This window comes from Muricoccus radiodurans (assembly GCF_050154705.1).
In the GTDB taxonomy this organism is placed as follows: Bacteria; Pseudomonadota; Alphaproteobacteria; order Acetobacterales; family Acetobacteraceae; genus Roseomonas; species Roseomonas radiodurans.
On the sequence record NZ_CP189561.1, the window covers coordinates 4976837 to 4998197 of the forward strand.

Consider the following 21361-nt stretch of genomic DNA (forward strand, 5'->3'; position numbering starts at 1 on the left):
CGCAGCCGTGAACCGATCGCGTTTGACCCGCCTCTCCGGCGCATTCTAGAAAACCGCGCCACGTTGCCAGGGGCTCCTCGAAACCATGCGGAGGAGGAGAGGTTCCCCCGGGAGCCCAGGACTGGGCTGGCCGGCGTCTGCCATCGCGCGGTGCCCGGCTTCCACCCAAGTTTGGATGAGCGCCGGCTGTTCACGACGCGTCCCATCGCCCCCGCCCGCTCCGATCACCGGGATCACGAGGCCTTTCCGGCCGAAGGGCCAGGAGTGACGCCGGCGGACGGGCCCGCCACCGCCGCCGACCCCGTGGTCGGGTGCGAGAGCGAGCCGATTCACGTTCCCGGCAGCATCCAGCCCCATGGCTGCCTTCTCGCCTTCGCCGGCGAGGATCTCGCGCTCACCCACGCCAGCGCGAACGCCGACGCCGTGCTGGCCGGCCCGCCCGGTGCGCTGTTCGGGCAACCGGCGAGGGCGGTCGTCGCCGGCCCGTCCGCAGGGGCGCTGCACGAGGGCCTGCGCCGCCTGCCCGCCGCCGGCTCCGTCCAGCTGGGGCGCTTCCGGTCCTCCTCGGGCGCGTTCTACCAGGCCGTCGCCCACCGCGCCCTCGACGGCCACGCGATCCTCGAATTCGAGCATGAGGGGGAGGGGGACGGTTCGGCCTCGGCCACCACGCTGGAGGCCCTCTACCCCGGCCTTCGGGAAGCCCTGACCCGCCTGGGACGCGCCGCCTCGGTCGAGGAACTCGCCGCCACGGCGTCAGCGGCGGTGCGCGGCATCAGCGGCTTCGACCGCGTCCTCGTCTACCGCTTCGAGGAGAACTGGGACGGCGTCGTCATCGCGGAGGACGGCGACGGCCGCCTGCCCTCCTATCTCGGCCTTCGCTTCCCGGCCGCGGACATCCCGTCCCAGGCGCGGCGGCTCTACGAGGTCAACCCGCTCCGCCTGATCGCCGACGTCGCGTACCGCCCCGTGCCGCTGCTCGCGGCCCATGACGGCCCGCCGCTCGACCTCACCTACGCCGCGCTCCGCAGCGTCTCCCCGGTGCATCGCGAGTACATGCGGAACATGGGCACCCCGGCCTCCATGTCCGTGTCGCTGCTGCGCCCGGACGGGCGGCTCTGGGGCCTGATCTCCTGCCACCACGCCGCGCCGCGCCGGGTGCCCTTCGCGGCCCGCAACGCCTGCGACCTCGTCGGCCAGATGGTCGCCGTCCGCATCGCCGCGCGGGAGGAGATGGCCCACACGGAGGAGCGCGCGCGGCTCAAGGGGCTGGAGGGACGCCTGCTCGCCCGCATGGCCGCCGCCCCGCGCTTCGAGGAGGGCCTCTTCGCGGAACCGGAGGACCTTCTCCAGCTCGCAGGCGCGCAGGGCGTGGCCGTGGTCAACGAGGCGCGATGCGTCACCGCCGGCCTGACCCCGCCCGAGGCGGTCATCCGGCGCATCACGCAATGGCTGTCCGAGCGCCGCACCGACGACCTGTTCGAGACGGCCGCGCTGTCCACCCTCATGCCGGAGGCGGAGGCCTTCACCGACACGGCGAGCGGCCTGCTGGCGGTCTCCACCTCCCGGCTGCACCCGGACTTCGTCCTGTGGTTCCGGCCGGAGGTGGTGCGGACGGTGACCTGGGGCGGCGATCCGCGAAAGCCGGCGGAGGCGATGCCCGGGCGCCTGCACCCTCGCCACTCCTTCGCCGCCTGGGCCGAGACCGTGCGCCAGCGCGCCGTGCCCTGGAGCGCGGCGGAGATCGAGGCCGCGCGCGACCTGCGCACCGCCATCGTCGGGATCGTGCTCCGCACCGCGGAGGAGCGGGCCGAGCTGACCAGCCGGCTGGAGCGCGCGAACAAGGAGCTGGCCGCCTTCTCCTACTCGGTGTCGCACGACCTGCGCGCGCCCTTCCGCCACATCGTCGGCTTCGCCGAGATGCTGCGCGAGCGCGAGGGCGACCGGCTGAGCGAGCGGGGCCAGCGCTACATCGGCACGATTATGGAGGCCGCCGAGAATGCCGGCCGCCTCGTGGACGCGCTGCTGAGCTTCTCCCAGATGGGCCGCAACGCCCTCGTGAAGGTGGACTTCAACCCGGCGATCCTCGTCTCGGAGGTCCGGCGCTCCCTCGTCTCCGACCAGGGCGAGCGGGCGGTGGAGTGGCGGGTCACGCCGATGCCGACGGTCCGGGGCGATCCCGCGATGCTCCGCCAGGTGTTCCAGAACCTGCTCTCGAACGCGCTGAAGTACACGCGCGGGCGGGAGCCGGCGGTGATCGAGGTCGCGGCCAACGAGGCGCCGGAGGAGGTCGTCTTCACCGTCCGCGACAACGGCGCGGGCTTCGACATGGCCTACGCGCACAAGCTCTTCGGAGTGTTTCAGCGGCTGCACCGCGCGGAGGACTTCGAGGGGATCGGCATCGGCCTCGCGAACGTGCAGCGCATCGTCGAGCGCCATGGCGGCCGCGTGTGGGCCGAGGGCGCGCTCGGCCAGGGCGCCGCCTTCCACTTCACCCTGCCGCGGGCCGACAAGCCGGAGGTCACCCCATGACGCAGCTCAGGCCCGTGCTCCTGGTGGAGGACAGCCCGAACGACGTCGAGCTCACCCTCGCCGCGCTGGAGAAGTGCCGCCTGGCGAACCCGGTCTCCGTGGCGCGCGACGGCGTGGAGGCCCTCGACTTCCTGCTCGGCCAGGGGGAGACGGCGCCGCTGCCGGTCGTCATCCTCCTCGACATCAAGCTTCCCCGGGTGGACGGGCTGGAGGTGCTGGAGCGCATCCGGCGGGAGCCGCGCACGCGGCACGTCCCCGTCGTCATGCTGACCTCCTCGCGCGAGGAGCAGGACCTCATCCGCAGCTACGGCCTCGGCGTGAACGCCTTCGTCGTGAAGCCGGTCGGGCATCGCGAGTTCTTCGAGGCCATCCGCGACATCGGCGCCTTCTGGGCCGTGCTGAACGAGCCGCCGCCGGGATCGCTCGAGCAGCCCGGCGCGGGGAGCGGGCCATGAGCGTCCTCGTCGAGGCGGCCCTGGCGGACAAGGTCACCTGCCGCATCCTGCATCTCGAGGACAGTCCGCTCGACGCCGAGCTGGTGGCGGAGCAGCTCTCCCGCGCGGGCGTCCGCTGCACGATCCAGCTTGTCTTCACGCAGGAGGCCTACGCGGCCGCCCTCGTCGAGGGTGCCTTCGACGTCGTCCTCGCGGACTACGTGGTGCCCGGCTTCGACGGTCTGGTGGCCCTCGCCCTCGCCCGCGAGCTCGCGCCCGACATCCCCTTCATCTTCGTCTCGGGCACGCTGGGCGAGGAGGCGGCCGTGGAGGCCGTGCGGCAGGGAGCGACCGACTACGTCCTGAAGCAGCGCCTGGCGCGGTTGCCCGTGGCCATCGGCCGCGCGTTGACCGAGGCGCGGGCGCGGCGGGGACAGCGGGAGGTGATGGCGGCCCTGCGGGAGAGCGAGGCCCGCCTCCGCCTCGCGCTGGAGGCCGGCCGCCTCGGCGCCTGGGAACTGGATCTCCGCACGATGATCCTGAAGGCGTCTCCGGCCTGCCTGGCCAACTTCGGCCGCCAGCCCGGCGCAACCTTCTCCTATGCCGACCTCGTGGCCTCGATCGTCCCGGGCGACCGGGACCGCATGCTGGCCGCCGTGACGCACGCCATCACCGCGCGCAGCGACTACGACATCGAGTACCGGGCCCTCGGGGCGGACGGCGTGATCCGCTGGGTGCAGGTCCGGGGCCGGCCCCTCTACGCCGCGGACGGCACGCCCCTCAGCATGGCCGGCGTCTCGCTCGACGTCACGGAGCAGAAGAGCGCGGCCGACCGGCAGTTGCTGCTCTCGCGCGAGGTGGATCACCGCGCGAAGAACGCGCTCGCGGTCGTGCAGGCGATGCTGCGCCTCACGACGGCGTCCGACGTGCCGAGCTATGTCCGCTCCATCGAGGGCCGCGTGGCCGCCCTCGTGCGGGCGCAGACCCTCCTGGCGCAGGACAACTGGACCGGCGCCGACCTTCGCTCCGTGCTGGAGGGGGAGTTCGCGCTGTTCCTCGACGGCAGCGCCTCGCCAGTCGTGCTGGACGGCCCGCCCGTCTCCCTGCCGCCCGTGGCGATCCAGCCCCTGGCGATGGTCGTGCATGAGCTGGCGACCAACGCCCTCAAGTACGGCGCCCTCTCGGTACCGGACGGCCGCCTCCGCCTGTCCTGGCACATCGCGCCGGGGACGCGCGGCCGAACCCTTCTGCACCTTCGCTGGGCCGAGACGAACGGCCCTCCCGTCAAGGGATCGCCGACGCGGCGCGGCTTCGGCTCCCGCGTGCTGGACGGTGCCATCCACGGCCAGCTCGGCGGCAGCGTCTTCGTCACCTGGGCCGCGACCGGACTCCTCTGCGACATCGAGGTGCCGCTAGGCGCGACCGCGGATCTCTGCCGTCCCCCGGAGTCCGGTCCGTGCGATGGCATCGGGCTGAAGCTCTGACCCGGATGTGACGCTGCGGCGCCGGGGCCGGGGTCGGGGCCACGGCCGGACGCCCCGTGCGCCTTCCCCGTTCGGTGGTACAAGCGGACGGGGAGAAACGGACATGATGCGACGGCGTGACCTTTCGGCAGCGGCCTTGCTCGGCCTGGGATCGGCCGCCGCCTTGCCCCGGCCCGCACTGGCGCAGCCAGCCTGGCCCGCGGGTCGGCCGATCGAGGTGATCGTGCCCTATCCCGCATCCGGCGGCGTGGACCTGATGGCACGGCTGCTGACGAAGCACCTGCCCGCCCGCCTGCCGGGCACCACCTTCGTCGTCAGCAACCGCGTGGGCGCCGGCGGGCAGATCGGCAACGAGGCGATCTTCAACGCCCGCCCGGACGGCTACACGCTCGGCGCGGTCGCGACGCTCAGCTTCATCACCAACGCGCTGGAGCGTCCGGTCCGTTGGCGGACCGGGGACTTCACCTACATCGCGAACGTCGTGGACGATCCCGGCGCGCTGTGGGTCAGGGCCGATTCACCACTCCGCAGCGCATCCGACCTGCGCGCCGCCGCCGCGCGCCGGGCCGAGGCGGTCTCGGTCGGCACCGCGGCCGGAACCCTGTCCGACGATCACTTCCTCCTCCTCGCCTTCGAGGCGGCAGCCGAGGTGAAGGCACTCCACGTCCCCTATAACGGCACCGCCCTGGTGATCCGGGACCTGCTGGGCGGCCAGGTGGATGTCGCCTCCTACAACCTGAGCGAAGGGCTGGCCCTGCTCCGCGAGGGGCGGACCCGCTGCCTCGGCCAGGCCGCGCCGGCGCGCTGGTCGGAGATGGCCGATGTGCCGACCTTTCGCGAGCAGGGTCTGGACGTCCTGGGCGGATCCATCCGCGGCTTCGTCGCCCCGCCCGGCCTGCCCGCCGAGATGACCGCGCGGCTGGTCACTGCCTTCGGCGCCACGCTGTCCGACCCGGCCTTTCTGGCGGAGGCGGCGCAACTCGCCGTGCCGCTCCGCCCCCTGCTGGGCGACGCCTACAAGACGACGGTGTTGGGGGAGGAGAGCACGGTCCGGGCCCTCCACGCACGCGTGCCCCACGGCGCCCGGAACTGAGACGCGAGACATGCCGCATATCGTTGTCGCCGACCCCATCCATGCCGACGGCATCCGGCGACTGCTGGACGCTCCGAGCGTCACGCTGGACCATCCCGGCGCTCCCGGAGGGCTGGACCTCGCCGCCGCGCTGCGCACCGCGGAGGGCCTGATCGTGCGCGGCACCGTCGTGGGACAGGCGCTGCTGGACATGGCACCGCGCCTGCGCGTCGTGTGCCGCCACGGCGTCGGCTACGACCTCGTGGACGTGCCGGCGCTCACCCGGCGCGGCGTCGCGTTGATGATCACGCCGGAGGCCAACGCGGCGTCCGTCGCGGAGCACGCGCTGATGCTCATGCTGGCCGTGGCGCGGCAGGTGCTGCCGGTGGATGCCGGCGTGCGGCGCGGCCTCTGGCGCGTGCAGCGCCAGTCCGCCACCTTCGAGCTCGGCGGACGGCGCGTCCTGGTGATCGGCTTCGGCCGCATCGGCACGCGGGTCGCGCGGCTCTGCGCGGCCTTCGGCATGCGGGTGATGGTGCATGATCCCTTCATCCCCGCGGGCACGATCCGCGGCCTGGGATACGAGGTGGTGAAGGAGCGCGACGCCGGCCTGGCCGCGGCCGACATCGTGACCCTGCACCTTCCGGCGAGCGATGCGACCCGCGGCATGGTGGACACCGCCTTTCTGGCCGCCATGAAGCCCGGCGCCGTGCTGGTGAACACCGCCCGCGGAACGCTGGTGGACGAGGCCGCGCTGGAGGCCGCGCTGCGCGATGGGCACTTGGCAGGCGCGGGGCTGGACGTGCTGCGCGTGGAGCCGATGGCCGACCCGGTGCCGCTGCTGGCGCTGGAGAACGTCGTCGTCACGCCGCATGTCGCGGCCAGCACGGCGGAGGGCTTGCAGCGCATGGGCTGGGACGCGGCGGGGAACGTGATCAACTTCCTGGCCGGCGATCCGGACGTGGACGCGGTGGTGAACCGCGAGGTGCTGACGACGGTCTAGCCAGCCCTTGTTCCGAGCTGACTGGACATGATGCTCCTGGGGAAGGCGTCGCCTTCCCCAGACCCCAACCACCAGGGGCGAACGCGCCCCTGGACCGCGTCGAGTCAAACAGATCGCGGGGTCCGGGGGGCACGCTTGCCCCCCGGCGGAGGGTCCGGGAGGCGGAGCCTCCTGGCGCATCCTTGCGATACGTTCGCTCCTGTCAGGGCGGGCCGGTATGTTGCGGAGCCCGCACCGCGCGAACGGCACGGAACCGTTGATACTGTCCACCATTGATGATAGCAACGATTCTATCAGGGTCAGGCCAACTGACCGGAGGAAACGACAAGATGTTTCAGCGACGCTCCGGCGCGATCGCGCGCCGTGCCCTGCTCGGCGGTGTGGCGGCGGGGCTGTCCACCCCCGCCCTCGCGCAGACCGAACGCTTCCCCAGCCGGGCGATCCGCCTGCTCGTGCCCTGGGCGCCGGGCGGCACCACGGACGTGGTCTTCCGCGTGCTCGCCACCGCCGCCGCGCGCGAACTCGGCCAGCCCGTGGTGGTGGAGAACCGCGGCGGCGCGGGCGGCGTGCTAGCGGCGCAGATGCTTGCCTCCGGCCAGGTGCGGCCGGACGGCTACACGCTCGCGCAGTCCCACATGGGCACGATCCGCCAGCCCTACATGCGGCGGAGCCTGTCCTTCGATCCGGTGAACGACATCACCTACATCATCCGCCTGTCCGGCTACATGTTCGGCATGGTGGTGCGGGCAGACCGCCCCTGGACGGACTGGGCGAGCTTCGTGGCCCATGCCCGCGCCAACCCGAACACGCTGACGCATGGCAGCTCCGGTGTCGGGTCTGACGGCCACGTCTTCTCCCACATCGTGTTCGAGAAGGCGGGCATCCAGCTTCAGCACGTCCCCTATCGCGGCATCGCCGATGCGCTGACGGCGCTGACGGCCGGACAGATCGACTGCGTCGGCGACGGTTCCGGCTGGGCGCCGGGCGTGGAGGGCGGCCAGTTCCGCCTGCTGAACGTCTGGACGGAGGAGCGGTCCCCCCGCTTCCCGCAGGCGCCGACGTTGAAGGAGCTGGGCATGGACGCCGCCTTCGTCGCCCCCTTCGGCGTCTCCGGCCCCAAGGGCATGGACCCCGGCGTGGTGCGCGTGCTGCACGACGCCTTCCACAAGGCCCTGATGGACCCCGCGCACCGGGAGGCGATGACGCGCTACGACCTGCCGCTGAGCTACATGGACTCTGCCGGCTACACCGACTTCATCCGGCAGGAGGCGGTGAAGGAGCGGGAGCTGGTGAACCGCCTCGGCCTCGTCGCGGAGTAGGCGGTCATGTTCCGCAGAACCCTGCTCGGCGCCGCCGGCACGGCGGCCCTGGTCCGTCCCGCCCGGGCCTGGCAGCCGGACCGGCCGCTGCGCCTCGTCGTGCCCTTCGCGGCGGGTGGTCCGACCGATCTCTACGGCCGTGTCTTCGCGCAGGCGATGTCGAATGCGCTCAGCCAGCCCGTGATCGTGGAGAACCGGGCCGGCAGCGGCGGCGTTACCGGGCTGGACGCAGTGGCGAAGTCGCCGCCGAACGGGCTGACGCTGGGCATGACGACCTGCGGCAACCTGGCGATCGCGCCAGCGATGCCCTCGCCGATGCCCTACGATCCCATGCGGGACGTCGCGCATATCAGCATGATCGTGAAGGCGCCGGAGGTGCTGGCGGTGCGCTCCGCCGGCAACATCGCGAGCGTCCGGGACCTGATCGCGGCGGCGAAGGCCAATCCCGGCGGGCTGCAATTCGGCTCCTCCGGCGTCGGCTCCATCACCCATCTCGCTTGCGAGCTGCTGGCGAAGGAGGCGGGGCTGGAGGTCGTCCATGTCCCCTATCGCAGCATGGCGCCGGCGGTGACGGATCTGCTGGCGGGCCGCGTGCACTTCGTGATCGCGGACCTGCCGGGCCTCGCCGCGCATTTCACCGCCGGGACGCTACGACCCCTGGCGATCACCAGCGCGCGGCGCCTCGAATCCCTGCCGGATGTCGCCACCACGGCGGAGCTCGGCCTGCCCGGCGTGCTGTCCGACAACTGGAACGGCCTGGGCGTCCCCGCCGCGACGCCGCGCGACATCCAGGACGCGCTGTTCGAGGCCGCGGGCAGGGCGCTGCGCGATCCCGTCCTGCTGCGCGAATTCGCCAAGATGGGCGTGGTGGCCGGGGAAGCGGTGCCGCGGGAAGAATACCTCGCCTACATCCGCGCCGAGGCCGTGCGCTGGGCGCCGCTCGTCCGCGCCACCGGCGCCGACATCCTCTGACACCCGCGGGAGACGCGATCTTGGATATCCAACGCGGCCTCGTCCGCACCCGGCTCGGCCATGTGCATTACCGCAAGGCCGGGGCCGGGCCGAACATCATGCTCTTCCACATCAACCAGCAATCCTCCGCCCTGATGCTGGAGCTGATGGCGGCGCTGGCGCCCCGCTTCCAGGTGGTCGCCATGGACTACCCGGGTTACGGCCATTCCGATCATGTCGAGTCGCAGCCGACCATCCAGGACTATGCCGGCGTCGCCGTGGAGCTGATGGACGCGCTCGGCATCCGGAAGACGCATGTGATGGGGGAGGCCGTCGGCACCTTCGTGGCCACCGAGATCGCCGGCGCCCATCCCGACCGCGTCGAAAAGGCGGTGCTGGTGAACTGCCCCTATGTCCCCGGCAAGCGGCCGAAGGGCACGGGCGGCGACGTGGACCACGCCGTGCGACCGACCGACCCCTCCGGCTTTCCGGTGACGCGCACGATCGACTTCGTCCTGGCGAACGACCCCGAGCACTCGCCGATGAACCCCACCCAGTCCTGGATGGACCGGATCAACACCGCGCAGATCGAGGCCGGCCGCAACCGCTGGCAGGCGCTGGAGGCACTGCACCTCTACGACCTGCCGCGCGGGCTGGAGCGCATCACCTGCCCCGTGCTGATGCTAACGGGCGAGAATTTCTACTTCGTGCAGCATCGCGAGCCGATGCTGAAGCACCTGCGCGACGCGCGGATGCAGGTCATCCCCGGCGCACGCTTCTGCATGACCTGGGAACGCGCCGAGGATGTCGGCGCCGCCGCGACGGCCTTCCTGTCCGAGACGTAGTGCGGCCCGGTCAGGTCACGCGCAGCAGGAAGTCCGCGCAGCGCTCGCCGATCATCACCGTGGGCGCGTTGGTGTTGCCGCTGACGAGGGTGGGCATCACCGACGCGTCCGCCACCCGCAGCCGCGGCACGCCGTGCACGCGCAGCGATGGGTCCGTCACCGCCATCCCGTCCCGCCCCATCCGGCAGGTGCCGGAGGGGTGGAAGACGGTCTTCGCGACGCGGCGAATGTGATCCTCCAGCACCGCGTCGCTCACCTCCTCCTCCGGGGAGGGAAGGATCTCGCCCTCCAGCACGCCCGCCAGGGCCGGCGCGCGCAGGATGCGGCGGGACAGGCGCACGCCGCGCATCAGCGTCTCCAGGTCCTCCCGCGTGCCGAGGGGATTGGCGTTCAGCTTCGGCGCAGCCTTCGGGTCCGGGCTGCGCAGCCGCACGGAGCCGCGCGCGGTGGGGCGGAGAATGCAGGGATTGAGCGTGATGCCGTGCCCCGGCGGCGGCGCGCGCTCCACGTCGCCCACCAGGGTCGGAGTCATGTGGATCTGGACGTCCGGGCGGCCCGCCCCTGACGTGTCCACGAAGGCCCCGCTCTCCACGATGTTGGAGGAGAGCAGGCCGGAGCGGGTGAGGATGTATTCCAGCCCGTGCCGGATCGCCTTCAGCCCTTTGTCGGCGCCGAGCAGGCTCGCCGGCTCCCGCGTGCGGCCATAGACGGAGGCGCAGATGTGGTCCTGGAAATTCTCGCCCACGCCGGGCAGGTCCCGCAGCACGGGGATACCCAGCGCCTGGAGATGCGCCGCCGGTCCGATGCCCGAGAGCTGCAGCACCTTCGGCGAGCCGATGCCGCCGGCGCAGATCACCACCTCCTCCCGCACCTGCGCCTCGTGCAGCGCGCCGTCATCGGTACGGTAGCGCACGCCGGAGGCCGCGCCGTTCTCGAACAGCACCGCCTCGATCGCCGCGCCGGTGCGCAGCGTCAGCAGCGGGTTGCCCCGCACGCGCGCGAGATAGGTGGCGGCGGTGGAGCCGCGCCGCCCCTCCCGCGTCGTGGTCTGGAAGAAGCCGGCGCCCGCCTGCTCTGCCCCGTTGAAGTCGTGGGTGAAGGGAATGCCGGCCTCCTGCGCCGCCCGTAGGAAGGCGTAGCTGAGGGGGTGGCGGTGCCGCGTGTCGGAGACGCGCAGCGGCCCCTCCGTGCCATGCAGCGGGCCGGCCAGGCGCTGGTTCGCCTCGGAGCGGCGGAAGACCGGCAGCACGTCGTCCCAGCCCCAGCCCTCCGCGCCCAACTCGCGCCAGGTGTCGTAGTCCTGCGGCTGGCCGCGGATGTAGATCATCGCGTTGACGGATGATCCGCCGCCGAGCGTGCGGCCCTGCGGCACGTACATCGCGCGGCCCTTCAGCGTCGGCTCCGCCTCGGACCGATACATCCAGGTGCGGCGCGAGCCGATGACGCGGACGAAGGTGCCGGGGATGTGGACGAAGGGATGGTTGTCCGCCGGGCCCGCTTCCAGCAGCAGCACGCCCTTGCCGGCCGAGACCAGCCGCTGGGTGATCACGCAACCGGCCGAGCCGCCGCCGACGACGATATAATCGTAGGTCGTCAAGATCCGTCGCCTCCCATTTGGTATATCGTTGACCATATCAACGGATCTGCCTAGGTGCTTCGACGGCCTCTGCCGGGCCTTGTTGCGCAGATGAGGCCGAGGGCGCGATTTCCTCCTTCGGACGCTGATCAGGCACGGACGACGGTGTCGGTCAGACCAAGGGCGATGATGGTATGAAGATGCTGGATTGGATCTGGAGCTCAGCGACCTGACGGGCCAACCGGGCGCCGGCTAACCCTATGAGAGCCAGCGCTTCGCGATCGGCGGCGTATCGGATTTGGCCAGACCTTCTGGCGGGGCTGCGGGTGTACGGTCCGCCTGTCGGCACCTCGGAAATGCACCATCATCGCAGAGCGATGCCGAGGGCCTCCGCCACCATCTCCTCTTCGCCAAGGCCGGCTCCGTGCGCGGCGACCTCCTCCAGTTCGTCCGGGGCCAGCCGCTGGCGCAGCATCGCGAGCAGCCGGTCATGGACGGCCTGAGAGCCGAAGCTCCGAAGGATGCCCCTCTGCGCATGACGGAGCTGAACATGGCCAAAGAGCCGCCCGGCAGCCGCGAGGTTGCCCTCGCACGCCGCGATCAATGCGGCTCTTTCCAGATTGGCGGTGACTTCGTGCGGCAGCGCCATGAGGCGGGCTGCTGCCAGCCGTTCCGCGACGATCGGACGCGCAAGAGCGATGTCGCCCTCCGCGAGCCTGTAGGATGCGATCGCTCCAGCAATATGCTGAACCCAGGCCGAGCGCGCCTGCACCGCCCCGAGGGAGGCCAGCGCCCTTTGCGCGACCGCGATCGCCTCTCCCATCCGGCCCGCTGCGCAGTGGAGCTCGGCCATGCTCCCGAGCGTCAGAGCGACGTCGCGCGGACTGCGAAGGTCTCGGGCAAGGAGGAGCGCCTCCTCCAGGTTCGCACGGGCGGCAGCCGGCTGGTTGCCGCGCAAGGCGGCAACGGCGCGCGCCCTCAGGCAGGAGACAAGGGCCTTGCTCGCCCGCCCGGCACGCAGCAGGTCTTCCGCTTCGTCGAGCAGGGGCCCCGCGGCCGCCAGATCTCCGGCGAGGACATGCTGCCAGGCCTGGCGCCATAGCGCGCGCCCGAGGTCGATCCGGCTGGCGGCGGCACGGAACAGTGCGGCGGCCCGGCGCGCGGCGTCCAGCGCCTGGGTGCCCCTGGGGGCCACCCACCCGCAGCGACCGAGCCACAACCGGCCCGCGATCTCGGGCGGGGTCGCCTCATCGATCCTCGAGATCGCCAGGTCGAACCAGGCGTGCAACTCGCTCGTCAGGGAAAGCTCGCCCCAGACATGCTCGGTGTGGCTTGTCAGCTCGACGCCAAGCCGCTCGTCGCCATCCGGCCCGAAGGCCCAGGCGAGGCCCGCCCGGAGATTCTCGATCTCCGGGGAATAGATCGCGGACCAGTCCTCGTCGGGCATGAACGGCCAATCCGCCTCGGCCCGCTCGTAGGCCTTGACCAGCCATCGCGTCAGGCTGCGCCGCGCCTCGGCCAGGTCGGAGGGGGAGAGGCGCTCGGCGGCGTAGTAGCGCGTCGAGTCCAGCAGGCGGTAGCGCGCATGCACCCCTGTCACGTCTGCCTGGACCAGCGACTTGTCCACCAGCGCGGCGATCAGGCCGCAGACCGCGTCCTCCCCGGAGACGCAGCCCGCCAGGAAGGCGGCGGAGCCCGCGGTCCAGGTGCCGCTGAAGACGGACAGCCGCAGCAGGAGCGCGCGCTCCGGCGGCTCGAGCAGGTCGAGGCTCCAGCCGATCGTGGCCCTGAGCGTCTGCTGCCGCGCCAGCGCGGTCCGCCGCCCGGCGGTGAGCAGCTCGAAGTGGCGCTCCAGCCTCTCGCGAAGCTCCTTCAGGGTCATGGCCTGCAACGCTGGGGCCGCGAGCTCGATCGCGAGCGGGATGCCGTCCAGCCGCTGGCAGATCTTCATGATCTCGGCGGCGTCGGTATCCCCCGGCGCGAACTCGCCGAGCGCCGCCCGGGCGCGTTCGACGAAAAGCTCGCTGGCGGGGTAGTCCGCCAGCCGATCGGCGGTGAAGGCGACATCGGATGCCGCCGCGCCCAGGGGCTGCAGCCGGTGGAGTCGCTCACCTTCGGCGCGGAGCGGCTCGCGGCTGGTCGCCAGGATCGCGATGCCGGGGCAGCCTCGCAGGACTGCCTCGGCCGCGTCGGCGGCGGCCTGGAGCAGGTGCTCGCAGCCGTCGAGCACCAGCAGCCCGCGTCGGCCGGCCAGCGCGGCGATCACGACGCGCAGTGCCTCCCCTCCGCCGACATCGACCCCCAGGGCGGCGGCGATCGTGGCCGGGACGAGGCGAGGCTCCTCCAACGGGCCGAGATCGGCGAACCAGGCGCCGTCCGGGTATTGGGGCCGGATGCGGTCCACGGCGGCAAGGGCGAGCCTCGTCTTGCCCACGCCGCCGGTTCCCACGACCGTGACGAGCCGCGCCTCGCGCAGTCGCGCCTCCACCCGGCCGAGGTCGTCATCGCGGCCGATGAGCTTCGTCAGCGGGCGGGGCAGGTCCCCCGGCCAGGACGCGACGTCCGACGCATCCGGCGCTTCCGCACCGGTCGGCAAGGGGAGGGAAGGGGCGGCCCAGGGCGGCCCGTCATCCTCCGCCGGAACCTCGCCGACGGGTGCGACGAACCGGTACCCTCGCCCGGACAGCGTCGCGATCATGCCGCTGCCGAGAAGCTTGCGCAGGCCGGCGACATGGACGGTCAGGTTGCCCTCCTCCACGACGCGGCCGGGCCAGACCACCTCCATGAGCTCGTCCCTGGAGACGACGCGGTCGCGCCGCTCCACCAGGGCGAGGAGCAGGTCGAAGGCGCGCCCGCGGATCGGCACCTCCCGGCCCTCGGCGGCGAGGGTGCGGCGGTCCGGGATCAGGCGAAAGGGGCCGAAGGCGAGGGCTTTCGCGGTCCCGGCCATGGCGATGCCCCCTGGTTTGGAAAAATTGATGTTTCTTTGCTCCGCGCCGTCGGGTGGCGGCCGCCATCATTGACCGGAACGAGATTACACGCGGCAGGCGCGACGGACCTACCCCCCCGGAGGGGCAGGGCACGCGCGCATGCATCCGCATGCTCGAAATTTCAGGTTTTTTCGCCCGGGCGAACAGGATTCGGAGCCGCCGGAGCGTGATCCTCCCCCCGGACGTCGCCAGCTGGGCGCGCCAAGCAGGGGAGATGCGACCGTGAACACCGGTCCCGCGCGAAGAGGCCGTTCTGACAGGCTTGGTCCGGCTTCAGCCGCCGCCTTGGCGGGCCTGCCGCGCGGAGCGGCGGTGCAGGCCGCGAAGGAGCCCCACGGTCTGCGCGGTGCTTCCCCCCGGCGCCTGCACGATGCCCACGGATGTCGTGCATCCAAGCCTCTCCGCCGTCACGCGGGCTGATCGCGCTGGTCGCCGGCCGCGCGCTGCCCGCCTTCTCAGAAAGGAATCCTCCCATGTCCGCCACTCGTCGTGATCTCGTCGCAACGGCCACCGCGGCTACGATCGCCGGTGCCGCACAGGCGCAACCCGGCAACCAGGGCTCCGGCCCCCAAGCTGCCAGGAACGTCGTGCTGGTGCATGGCGCCTTCGCCGACGGCTCCGGCTGGCGCGGCGTCTATGACGAGCTCACTCGCCGCGGCTACCGCGTCAGCATCGTTCAGAACCCGCTCACCTTCCTCGCCGACGATGTCGCCGCCACCCGCCGCATCCTCGACCGCCAGGACGGGCCCACCATCCTCGTCGGCCATAGCTGGGGCGGCACGGTCATCACCGAGGCGGGCGTCCACCCGAAGGTCGCCGGCCTCGTCTATGTCTCCGCCCTCTCGCCCGATGCCGGCGAGACCACCGCCCAGCAGTATGACGGCTTCGTCACCCCGCCCGAATTCGTCATCGACACGCAGGGCGATGGCTTCGGCTTCGTGAAGGCCGAGAACTTCAAGGCCGGCTTCGCCGCCGACGTCGCCGACGCGGACGCCGCCTTCATGCGCGACTCCCAGGTGCCGGTCGCCATGTCCGCCTTCGGCACGAAGCTGACCCAGGCGGCCTGGCGCAGCCGGCCGAGCTGGGCGGTGATCGCGACCGACGACAAGGCCTTCGACCTCCGCATGCTGCGCCACATGGCCGGCCGCATCGGCGCCAGGGTCACCGAGGTGGCCGCCAGCCATGCCGTGTTCATGACCCAGCCGAAGGTGGTGGCCGAGGTCATCGACGAGGCAGCGCGGCGGGCCGCAAGCACCGCGCGCTGACCAGAACACCACCCGTCTAACACCAGCCCGTGCCGGGTTGACCCCGGCACGGGCCGCCGCGTCGCCCCGCTTCGGCAGGAACCTGCGGCGCCGCTGCCGGGGGCCACGGGCGCACACGCCCCGTGAGACCGTTCGCGCCGCGTTCGCACGCTGCTGCCCGGGCACAAGTCAGGAATTCCGGATCATGATCGATGGTACTTCCGCGGAGGAGCAGGACTTCTCCATGCGGGCGCGTGCCCATCAGGCGCGGCTGACGGCCAGGCTGCGGCCGGGGTACGACTTCATCGTCTGTGGAGCTGGCGCTTCCGGCTCGGTGATCGCGCGCCGTTTGGCCGAAAGCCCGGCGGCTCAGGTGCTCCTGCTCGAAGCGGGCGGCACCGACGAGGCGGACGCGGTGCTCAATCCCGCCTTGTGGCCGACCAATCTCGGCAGCGAACGGGACTGGGCCTTCCAGGCAGAGCCCAACCCCCACCTGAACGGGCGACAACTCCCACTGTCGATGGGCAAGGGGCTCGGCGGTGGTTCGAGCATCAACGTGATGGTCTGGGCGCGCGGACACCGCAGCGACTGGGACTTCTTCGCCGCGGAGTCCGACGATCCGGCCTGGGGTTATGAGAACGTCCTCGGCATCTACCGCCGCATCGAGAATTGGCAGGGCGCTCCCGACCCGCAGTACCGCGGGACGGGCGGGCCGGTCTGGGTGCAACCCGCGGGCGATCCGAGCCCGATCGCGCGCGCGATGCTCGACGCCGCGGGCGAGATCGGCATTCCCATCTTCGAGCATCCGAACGGCCGGATGATGGAGGGCGAGGGCGGTGCCGCCATCAGCGACATGCTGATCCGCGACGGCCGCCGCCACTCGCTGTATCGCGCCTATCTCCGGCCCTGGCTCGACCGCCCCAACCTGACCGTGCTGACGGGCGCCCTGGTGCGTCGCGTCCTGTTCAACGGCCGTCGCGCAACCGGCGTGGAGTTCCTTCACGACGGGCAGGTGAAGACGGTGGGCGCCGGGTCGGAGGTCGTGCTGTCACTCGGCGCGATCCAGACGCCCAAGGTCCTGATGCATTCCGGCATCGGGGACCGTGCGGAGCTGGGGCGGGTCGGCATCCCCGTGCTGCAGCACCTGGCCGGCGTCGGCCAGAACTTCCAGGATCATGTCTCCTTCGGCTGCACCTGGGAGTATGCCGAGCCGATCGCGCCCCGGAACAGCGGGAGCGAAGCGACCCTCTACTGGAAGAGCCGGCCCGAGCTCGATACCCCGGATCTGCTGTTCTGCCAGGTCGAGTTTCCCGTCCCGAGCGACCGGACGGCGGCGCGCGGCGTGCCGGCGCATGGGTGGACGATGTTCGCGGGGCTCGCAAACCCGGCCAGTCGCGGCCGCCTGCGCTTGCAGAGCACGGATCCCCTGGCCCCTCTCGCCGTCGACGCGAAGTTTCTGTCCGATGCAGCGGACATGGCGACCGCGAGAGCCTGCGTTGAGCTCTGCCGCGCCCTCGGCAATGCCCCGGCCTTCCGCCCCTTCGTGAGGGGCGAGGTCATGCCCGGCGATCTGACGGGCGACGCACTCGACCTCTACATCCGGGACGCCGCCGTCACCTACTGGCACCAGACCTGCACGGCCAAGATGGGGCGGGACGACATGTCGGTCGTGGACGCGTCGCTCAAGGTCTACGGCGTGAAAGGGCTCCGGGTGGCGGACGGGTCGATCATGCCGCGCGTCACCACCGGGAACACCCAGGCGCCCTGCGCGATCATCGGTGAGCGGGCGGCCGAGATGATCCGGCGGGAACACGGCGTGTAGCCGCCCTGCCCGTCGGGACCGCGCGCCCCGACGAGGCCCCGGCGGGCAGAGCCAGACCATCTCCCCCCAGACCTCCGCGGCTCTGATCGACGAGGCTCCAGGCGAAGTCCCGCGCGCCACGCGGATCGCCGCACGCCCGTCGAGGCGCAGCCCGTCCCCTGAGCTCGGGGACTCGCTGCCCTTGCGCATGCGCCGCGGACCGGATCGCGCTAGGAGCCCGCCGTCGAGGAGAGCCACATGCAGCGTTCCCTGCCCCCCGCCCAGGCCTGGTCCTCGGCGCTGATCGCCGCCCTGGTGGGGTTCGGCGGGACGGTCGTGCTCGTCGTCCAGGCCATGCGCGCCCTGGGCGCGACCGTCGAGCAGACCGCGTCCGCCGTCACCGCCCTGTGCCTCGCCATCGCCATCGCTGGGGCGGCACTGTCCTTCCGGTCGCGCATGCCGATCGTCCTCGCGTGGTCCACGCCGGGGGCGGCCCTGCTCGCGGCCTCGACTCCAGGCCTGGCCTGGCCCGTTGCCATCGGCGTGTTCCTGTCGGCGGCGCTCATGATGGTCGTGCTCGGGGCCGTGCCCGCCCTCGGGCGGTGGGCGGAGAGAATTCCCGCCTCCATCGCCTCGGCCATGCTGGCCGGCGTGCTGCTGCCATTCTGCCTCGGACTTTTCAGGCTCGGTGCGGCCCAGCCGCTGCTGGTCGGCCTGCTCGTCGCCGTCTTCATCGTGGCCCGCCGGCGGGTTCCCTTGCACGCCCTTCTGCTCGTGCTGGCGAGTGGCATGCTGCTGGCCCTGCTGCGCGGTGACGTGGCACCTCTTCCGCCGGGCGCCACGATCGGCACCCTGTCGCTGGTCGCGCCCGTCTTCGATCTGCAAGCCATCGTCAGCCTCGGCCTGCCGCTCTTCCTGGTGACGCTGGTCTCGCAGAACCTGCCCGGGCTGGTGGTACTTCGGGCCGCCGGGTACGCGCCGATGCCGGGGCCGCTGCTGGTCGGGACCGGGCTGGCCACGCTGCTGGTGGCACCCTTCGGGGCGCACGCGGTCAATCTCGCCGCCATTACCGCCGCGATCTGCACCAGCCGCGAGGCGCATCCCACCGCGGCCGAGCGGTGGATCGTGGGCGTGATCTACGCGGCGTTCTACCTCCTGCTCGCGATCTTCTCGCCGGGGCTGGTGCGCTTCTTCCTGGCCCTGCCGCAGGAGGTGATCGTGGTGCTGACCGGCCTTGCCCTCATCCCCGCGCTCACCGGCGCGATCGAAGCCATGCTGGCGGCTCGGGAGGATCGCGATCCCGCGATCCTCACCTTCCTCGCGACCGGCTCGGGTCTCACCCTCTTCGGACTGGGATCCGCCTTCTGGGGCTTGGTGGCCGGCTTCGCCGCGCTGGTTGCAGACGCCGCGTTGCGGAGACGGTCATGAGGCGATCCCGGGAATAAGAACCCGAGGGGCTACACGGTCGGGATGGTTCCTCCGTCGATGACGTATTCCGCGCCGTGGATGGCCGACGCTCGGTCAGAGGCGAGGAAGCCGATCAGCTCTGCGACATCCTCGGGCCTCGCGGGGCGGCCCAGGGGGATGCCGCCGAGCGCTTCCAGAATGCCCTGGCGCGCGGTCTCCGGCGTGCCCCCGCTGCTGTCCGCGATCCGCTGCACGAGGGCTTCCGCCGCCTCCGTGTAGATCCAGCCCGGTGAAACGACGTTGACCCGCACGCCCTTCGGCCCGACCTCCTTCGAAAGCGCCTTGCTGTAGGTCGTCAGGGCGGCCTTCGCGGCGGCGTAGGCGGTCGTGGAATCGTGCAGGGGCAGACGGCGCTGGATAGACGCGACGTGGATCACCGCTCCCGAGCCGCGCGCGATCATCTGTGGCAGGAGCAGCCGATCGAGCCGGACCGCCGGCATCAGGTTCAGGTCGAGCTCCGCGCGCCAATGATCGTCCGTCAGGGCGGCGAAGCCTCCGCCCGGTGCGGTGGAGCCGCCGAGAACGTGGATCAATACGTCCACCCCGCCCAAGCGCTCCATGGCGGTGTCCGCCAGGAACCGGACCCCTTCCGGGCTCGTGAGGTCGGCTTCCAGGAAATCGGCGCCCGCAAGATCTTCGGATCGGCGTCTCGCAGCGGTGATCACGCGCGCTCCCGCCTCCAGGAAGTGCCGGACGGTCGCTCGGCCGGTTCCCTTGGTGCCCGCGGTGACGAGAACGCGACGTCCCTCGAACTCAGCGGGAATAGGAGGGGCGCCCATCAGGCGATCTCCAGCTTGGCGATGGCCTCGCCTTTGAGCATGAACCTGAAGGTGAAGCGGATCGGGCTGCCAGGAAAGTCGCCGGTGGTCTGGCCATCCACGACGATGCTGCCGTCCTGCTCGCGCCAAGCCTCCGGAGTGAAAACGGCCCGGCTGGCGATCGTCGCCGACCGGATCCAGGCGCCGATCTCGTCGTGGCCCACATGGGTTCCGCGGTCGTCGCGCACGACGGCATTCTGGGCAAATGACGCCTGCATGCCATCTGCATCAAGTCGAGTGTTGGCTGCGACATAAGCTGCGATCGGTGCCGGCATTTCGTTGGTCATGGCATGTCTCCGGAGATGTCTTGCTCCGGCGAGAAGCTGTTTCTAGGGTCCCAGGATGACAAGAACGGACGAAAAGGTAAGGGACTTACCCCGGAGTAAGCGTGTCTCCCACACGGCGGAGACGGCCGCGCAGGGCGTGCAGAACGTCATCAGGGTGCTCGAGGGACGCTGGAAGCTCGTGATCCTGTTTCAGCTCTTCGGCGGGCGGGTGCGGCGCTTCTCCGATCTCGAGCGGGCCATTCCCGGCGTGTCGCAGAAAATGCTGATCCAGCAGTTGCGCCAGCTCGAGGGAGACGGCGTCGTCGCACGGATCGTCCACCATCAGGTTCCCCCGAAGGTGGAGTACCACTTGACGGATTGGGGCCAGTCGCTCTGCCCGGCGCTTGATGCGCTCCTGATGTGGACGGAAGAGGCGCCTCCCGAGCTTCGCTCACGGCTTGTCGCGGCGATACCATCCGATTAGCGGAGCACTCAGAGAGGCCATCACACGATATCGGCTGGTAGACAGGGCCTGCATACGAGGGCCGCCATGCCGCGGCGCTCGACTCTGCTATGCCCCGGATCGCGCTGCGCCGCCGCGGATTGTGGGACTGGCGCAGCCTTCCACCGGCGGAACTGGAAATGCGGAGCGTCGTCAAGGGATCCCGCACCGTGCTGCTGACGCGGGAGCTCGTCAATGCATCCGCGATTGCATTTCAGTAGTATGTCGAAACAAAATCCTGATCCGTCCTGCTGATAGGCACGACCGATGGCACCATGGTCGATCCCTGTCTCGGGAAGTCGCTGGCGCTCGCCATTCGATGAGGCGGCGTGGACGAACCGTTGGAAGTGTGACGCGACCCAGCATGCCGCTCATGTGCTCGGTGCCACATTGGTCAGGGGATGGGGCTGTAACGCCCCCCCGAGACCCCTGACGCGGCCACAGAGACCCTCTCATGCCTTGTGACGCGGACGCACATGCCTGGGCCTGTGCCACGAGGCCGCTCACGGGTGGCTGCCGGGTTTGTGGCGAAGGACTCTGAGACGAAGAGGCTTGGCTGATCAGCCACAGCATTTTTGACGTTTTCGCGAGCACCCCCGTGTCGTCGATACACTCGCAATGTTGTGTTAAAAGATAATCTTCTACTCACGCGGGTAATACGAGTTAACTCTTCGCGCTGCATGACCCGCAGTTGCCTCGGAAAGCGCGAATCGAAACCGCTGAAACAGTTCCCTTCAGGCTTGGACGCCGTCCATCGGCAAAGGAGGATCCATGTTTCGTCCCAAATTAGACCATGTTCGTCCGTTTCTATTCTCGTCCGCTTCCCTCATCGCCTTGAGTCTCAGTTTAGCGGCGTGCGGGGGCGGCTCGGGGAGTGTCGGGCCGGCCGAGAGTGGCGGCGCCTCGGCGGCTGCTGAAGCGCCTGGCCAGGGATCAGCGGGGGCGAACGGGCCTGGAACCGTTGTTGCCGATGGAAGCGGCGCATCCGGGGCCGGCGGAAGCGGCGCGGCGGGCGGCAGTGGCCCCGGAGGAGCGGGCGGTGCCGGAGGAGCGAACGGCG

16 protein-coding genes are annotated in these 21361 nt (G+C 71.0%); 12 read left to right on the plus strand and 4 right to left on the minus strand.

Features of this window, described 5'->3' with window-relative positions:
- The first annotated feature begins 264 nt into the window (after window positions 1-264).
- From ACP6CK_RS23135 to ACP6CK_RS23170, 8 genes are all read left to right on the plus strand, one after another.
- Window positions 265-2529, plus strand: coding sequence for an ATP-binding protein (locus tag ACP6CK_RS23135; RefSeq protein ID WP_426955678.1), 2265 nt, complete (start codon window positions 265-267; stop codon window positions 2527-2529).
- Window positions 2526-2984, plus strand: coding sequence for a response regulator (locus tag ACP6CK_RS23140; protein ID WP_426955679.1), 459 nt, complete (start codon window positions 2526-2528; stop codon window positions 2982-2984). The genes ACP6CK_RS23135 and ACP6CK_RS23140 overlap by 4 nt, the downstream gene beginning before the upstream one ends.
- Window positions 2981-4447, plus strand: coding sequence for an HWE histidine kinase domain-containing protein (locus ACP6CK_RS23145; RefSeq protein WP_426955680.1), 1467 nt, complete (start codon window positions 2981-2983; stop codon window positions 4445-4447). The genes ACP6CK_RS23140 and ACP6CK_RS23145 overlap by 4 nt, the downstream gene beginning before the upstream one ends.
- A 103-nt stretch (window positions 4448-4550) precedes the next feature.
- On the plus strand, window positions 4551-5540 hold the full coding sequence (locus ACP6CK_RS23150) for a Bug family tripartite tricarboxylate transporter substrate binding protein (protein WP_426955681.1): 990 nt from the start codon (window positions 4551-4553) through the stop codon (window positions 5538-5540).
- Between the two features lie 10 nt (window positions 5541-5550).
- Window positions 5551-6522 carry a hydroxyacid dehydrogenase gene (locus ACP6CK_RS23155; RefSeq protein WP_426955682.1) on the plus strand — a complete coding sequence of 324 codons (972 nt, stop codon included), beginning with the start codon at window positions 5551-5553 and terminating at the stop codon, window positions 6520-6522.
- A 329-nt stretch (window positions 6523-6851) separates the two neighbouring features.
- Window positions 6852-7841 (plus strand): tripartite tricarboxylate transporter substrate binding protein, encoded by a 990-nt coding sequence (locus tag ACP6CK_RS23160; RefSeq protein WP_426955683.1) that lies wholly within the window; start codon window positions 6852-6854, stop codon window positions 7839-7841.
- Window positions 7842-7847: 6 nt separating this feature from the next.
- Entirely contained in the window at window positions 7848-8813 is a 966-nt protein-coding gene (locus ACP6CK_RS23165; protein WP_426955684.1) for a Bug family tripartite tricarboxylate transporter substrate binding protein, read from the plus strand.
- Between the two features lie 20 nt (window positions 8814-8833).
- A complete protein-coding gene (locus tag ACP6CK_RS23170; protein WP_426955685.1) occupies window positions 8834-9637 on the plus strand; it encodes an alpha/beta fold hydrolase in 804 nt (267 codons plus the stop codon).
- A 10-nt stretch (window positions 9638-9647) separates the two neighbouring features.
- On the opposite strand, the gene ACP6CK_RS23175 is transcribed toward ACP6CK_RS23170, so the two are convergent.
- Window positions 9648-11234 (minus strand): GMC family oxidoreductase, encoded by a 1587-nt coding sequence (locus ACP6CK_RS23175; protein ID WP_426955686.1) that lies wholly within the window; start codon window positions 11232-11234, stop codon window positions 9648-9650.
- A gap of 343 nt (window positions 11235-11577) precedes the next feature.
- The gene (locus tag ACP6CK_RS23180) at window positions 11578-14163 is read right to left on the minus strand and encodes an ATP-binding protein (protein ID WP_426955687.1); all 2586 of its coding nucleotides are present in this window, start codon (window positions 14161-14163) and stop codon (window positions 11578-11580) included.
- Window positions 14164-14676: 513 nt separating this feature from the next.
- On the opposite strand from ACP6CK_RS23180, the gene ACP6CK_RS23185 reads away from it, so the two are divergent.
- From ACP6CK_RS23185 to ACP6CK_RS23195, 3 genes are all read left to right on the plus strand, one after another.
- Window positions 14677-15468 carry an alpha/beta fold hydrolase gene (locus ACP6CK_RS23185; protein ID WP_426955688.1) on the plus strand — a complete coding sequence of 264 codons (792 nt, stop codon included), beginning with the start codon at window positions 14677-14679 and terminating at the stop codon, window positions 15466-15468.
- 184 nt (window positions 15469-15652) lie between these two features.
- Complete coding sequence (locus tag ACP6CK_RS23190; RefSeq protein WP_426955689.1) at window positions 15653-17269, plus strand: GMC family oxidoreductase; 1617 nt, start codon at window positions 15653-15655, stop codon at window positions 17267-17269.
- Between the two features lie 237 nt (window positions 17270-17506).
- On the plus strand, window positions 17507-18676 hold the full coding sequence (locus ACP6CK_RS23195) for a benzoate/H(+) symporter BenE family transporter (RefSeq protein ID WP_426955690.1): 1170 nt from the start codon (window positions 17507-17509) through the stop codon (window positions 18674-18676).
- Between the two features lie 29 nt (window positions 18677-18705).
- Here the strand turns inward: ACP6CK_RS23195 and ACP6CK_RS23200 are convergent, their stop codons facing one another.
- Both ACP6CK_RS23200 and ACP6CK_RS23205 read right to left on the minus strand, forming a co-directional pair.
- A complete protein-coding gene (locus ACP6CK_RS23200) occupies window positions 18706-19494 on the minus strand; it encodes an SDR family oxidoreductase (RefSeq protein WP_426955691.1) in 789 nt (262 codons plus the stop codon).
- On the minus strand, window positions 19494-19820 hold the full coding sequence (locus ACP6CK_RS23205) for a nuclear transport factor 2 family protein (RefSeq protein WP_426955692.1): 327 nt from the start codon (window positions 19818-19820) through the stop codon (window positions 19494-19496). The genes ACP6CK_RS23200 and ACP6CK_RS23205 overlap by 1 nt, the downstream gene beginning before the upstream one ends.
- 136 nt (window positions 19821-19956) lie before the next feature.
- Between ACP6CK_RS23205 and ACP6CK_RS23210 the strand changes: the two genes are divergently transcribed.
- Window positions 19957-20283: a winged helix-turn-helix transcriptional regulator gene (locus tag ACP6CK_RS23210; RefSeq protein ID WP_426955693.1), complete on the plus strand. Its 327-nt coding sequence runs from the start codon at window positions 19957-19959 to the stop codon at window positions 20281-20283.
- Window positions 20284-21361 lie beyond the last annotated feature (1078 nt).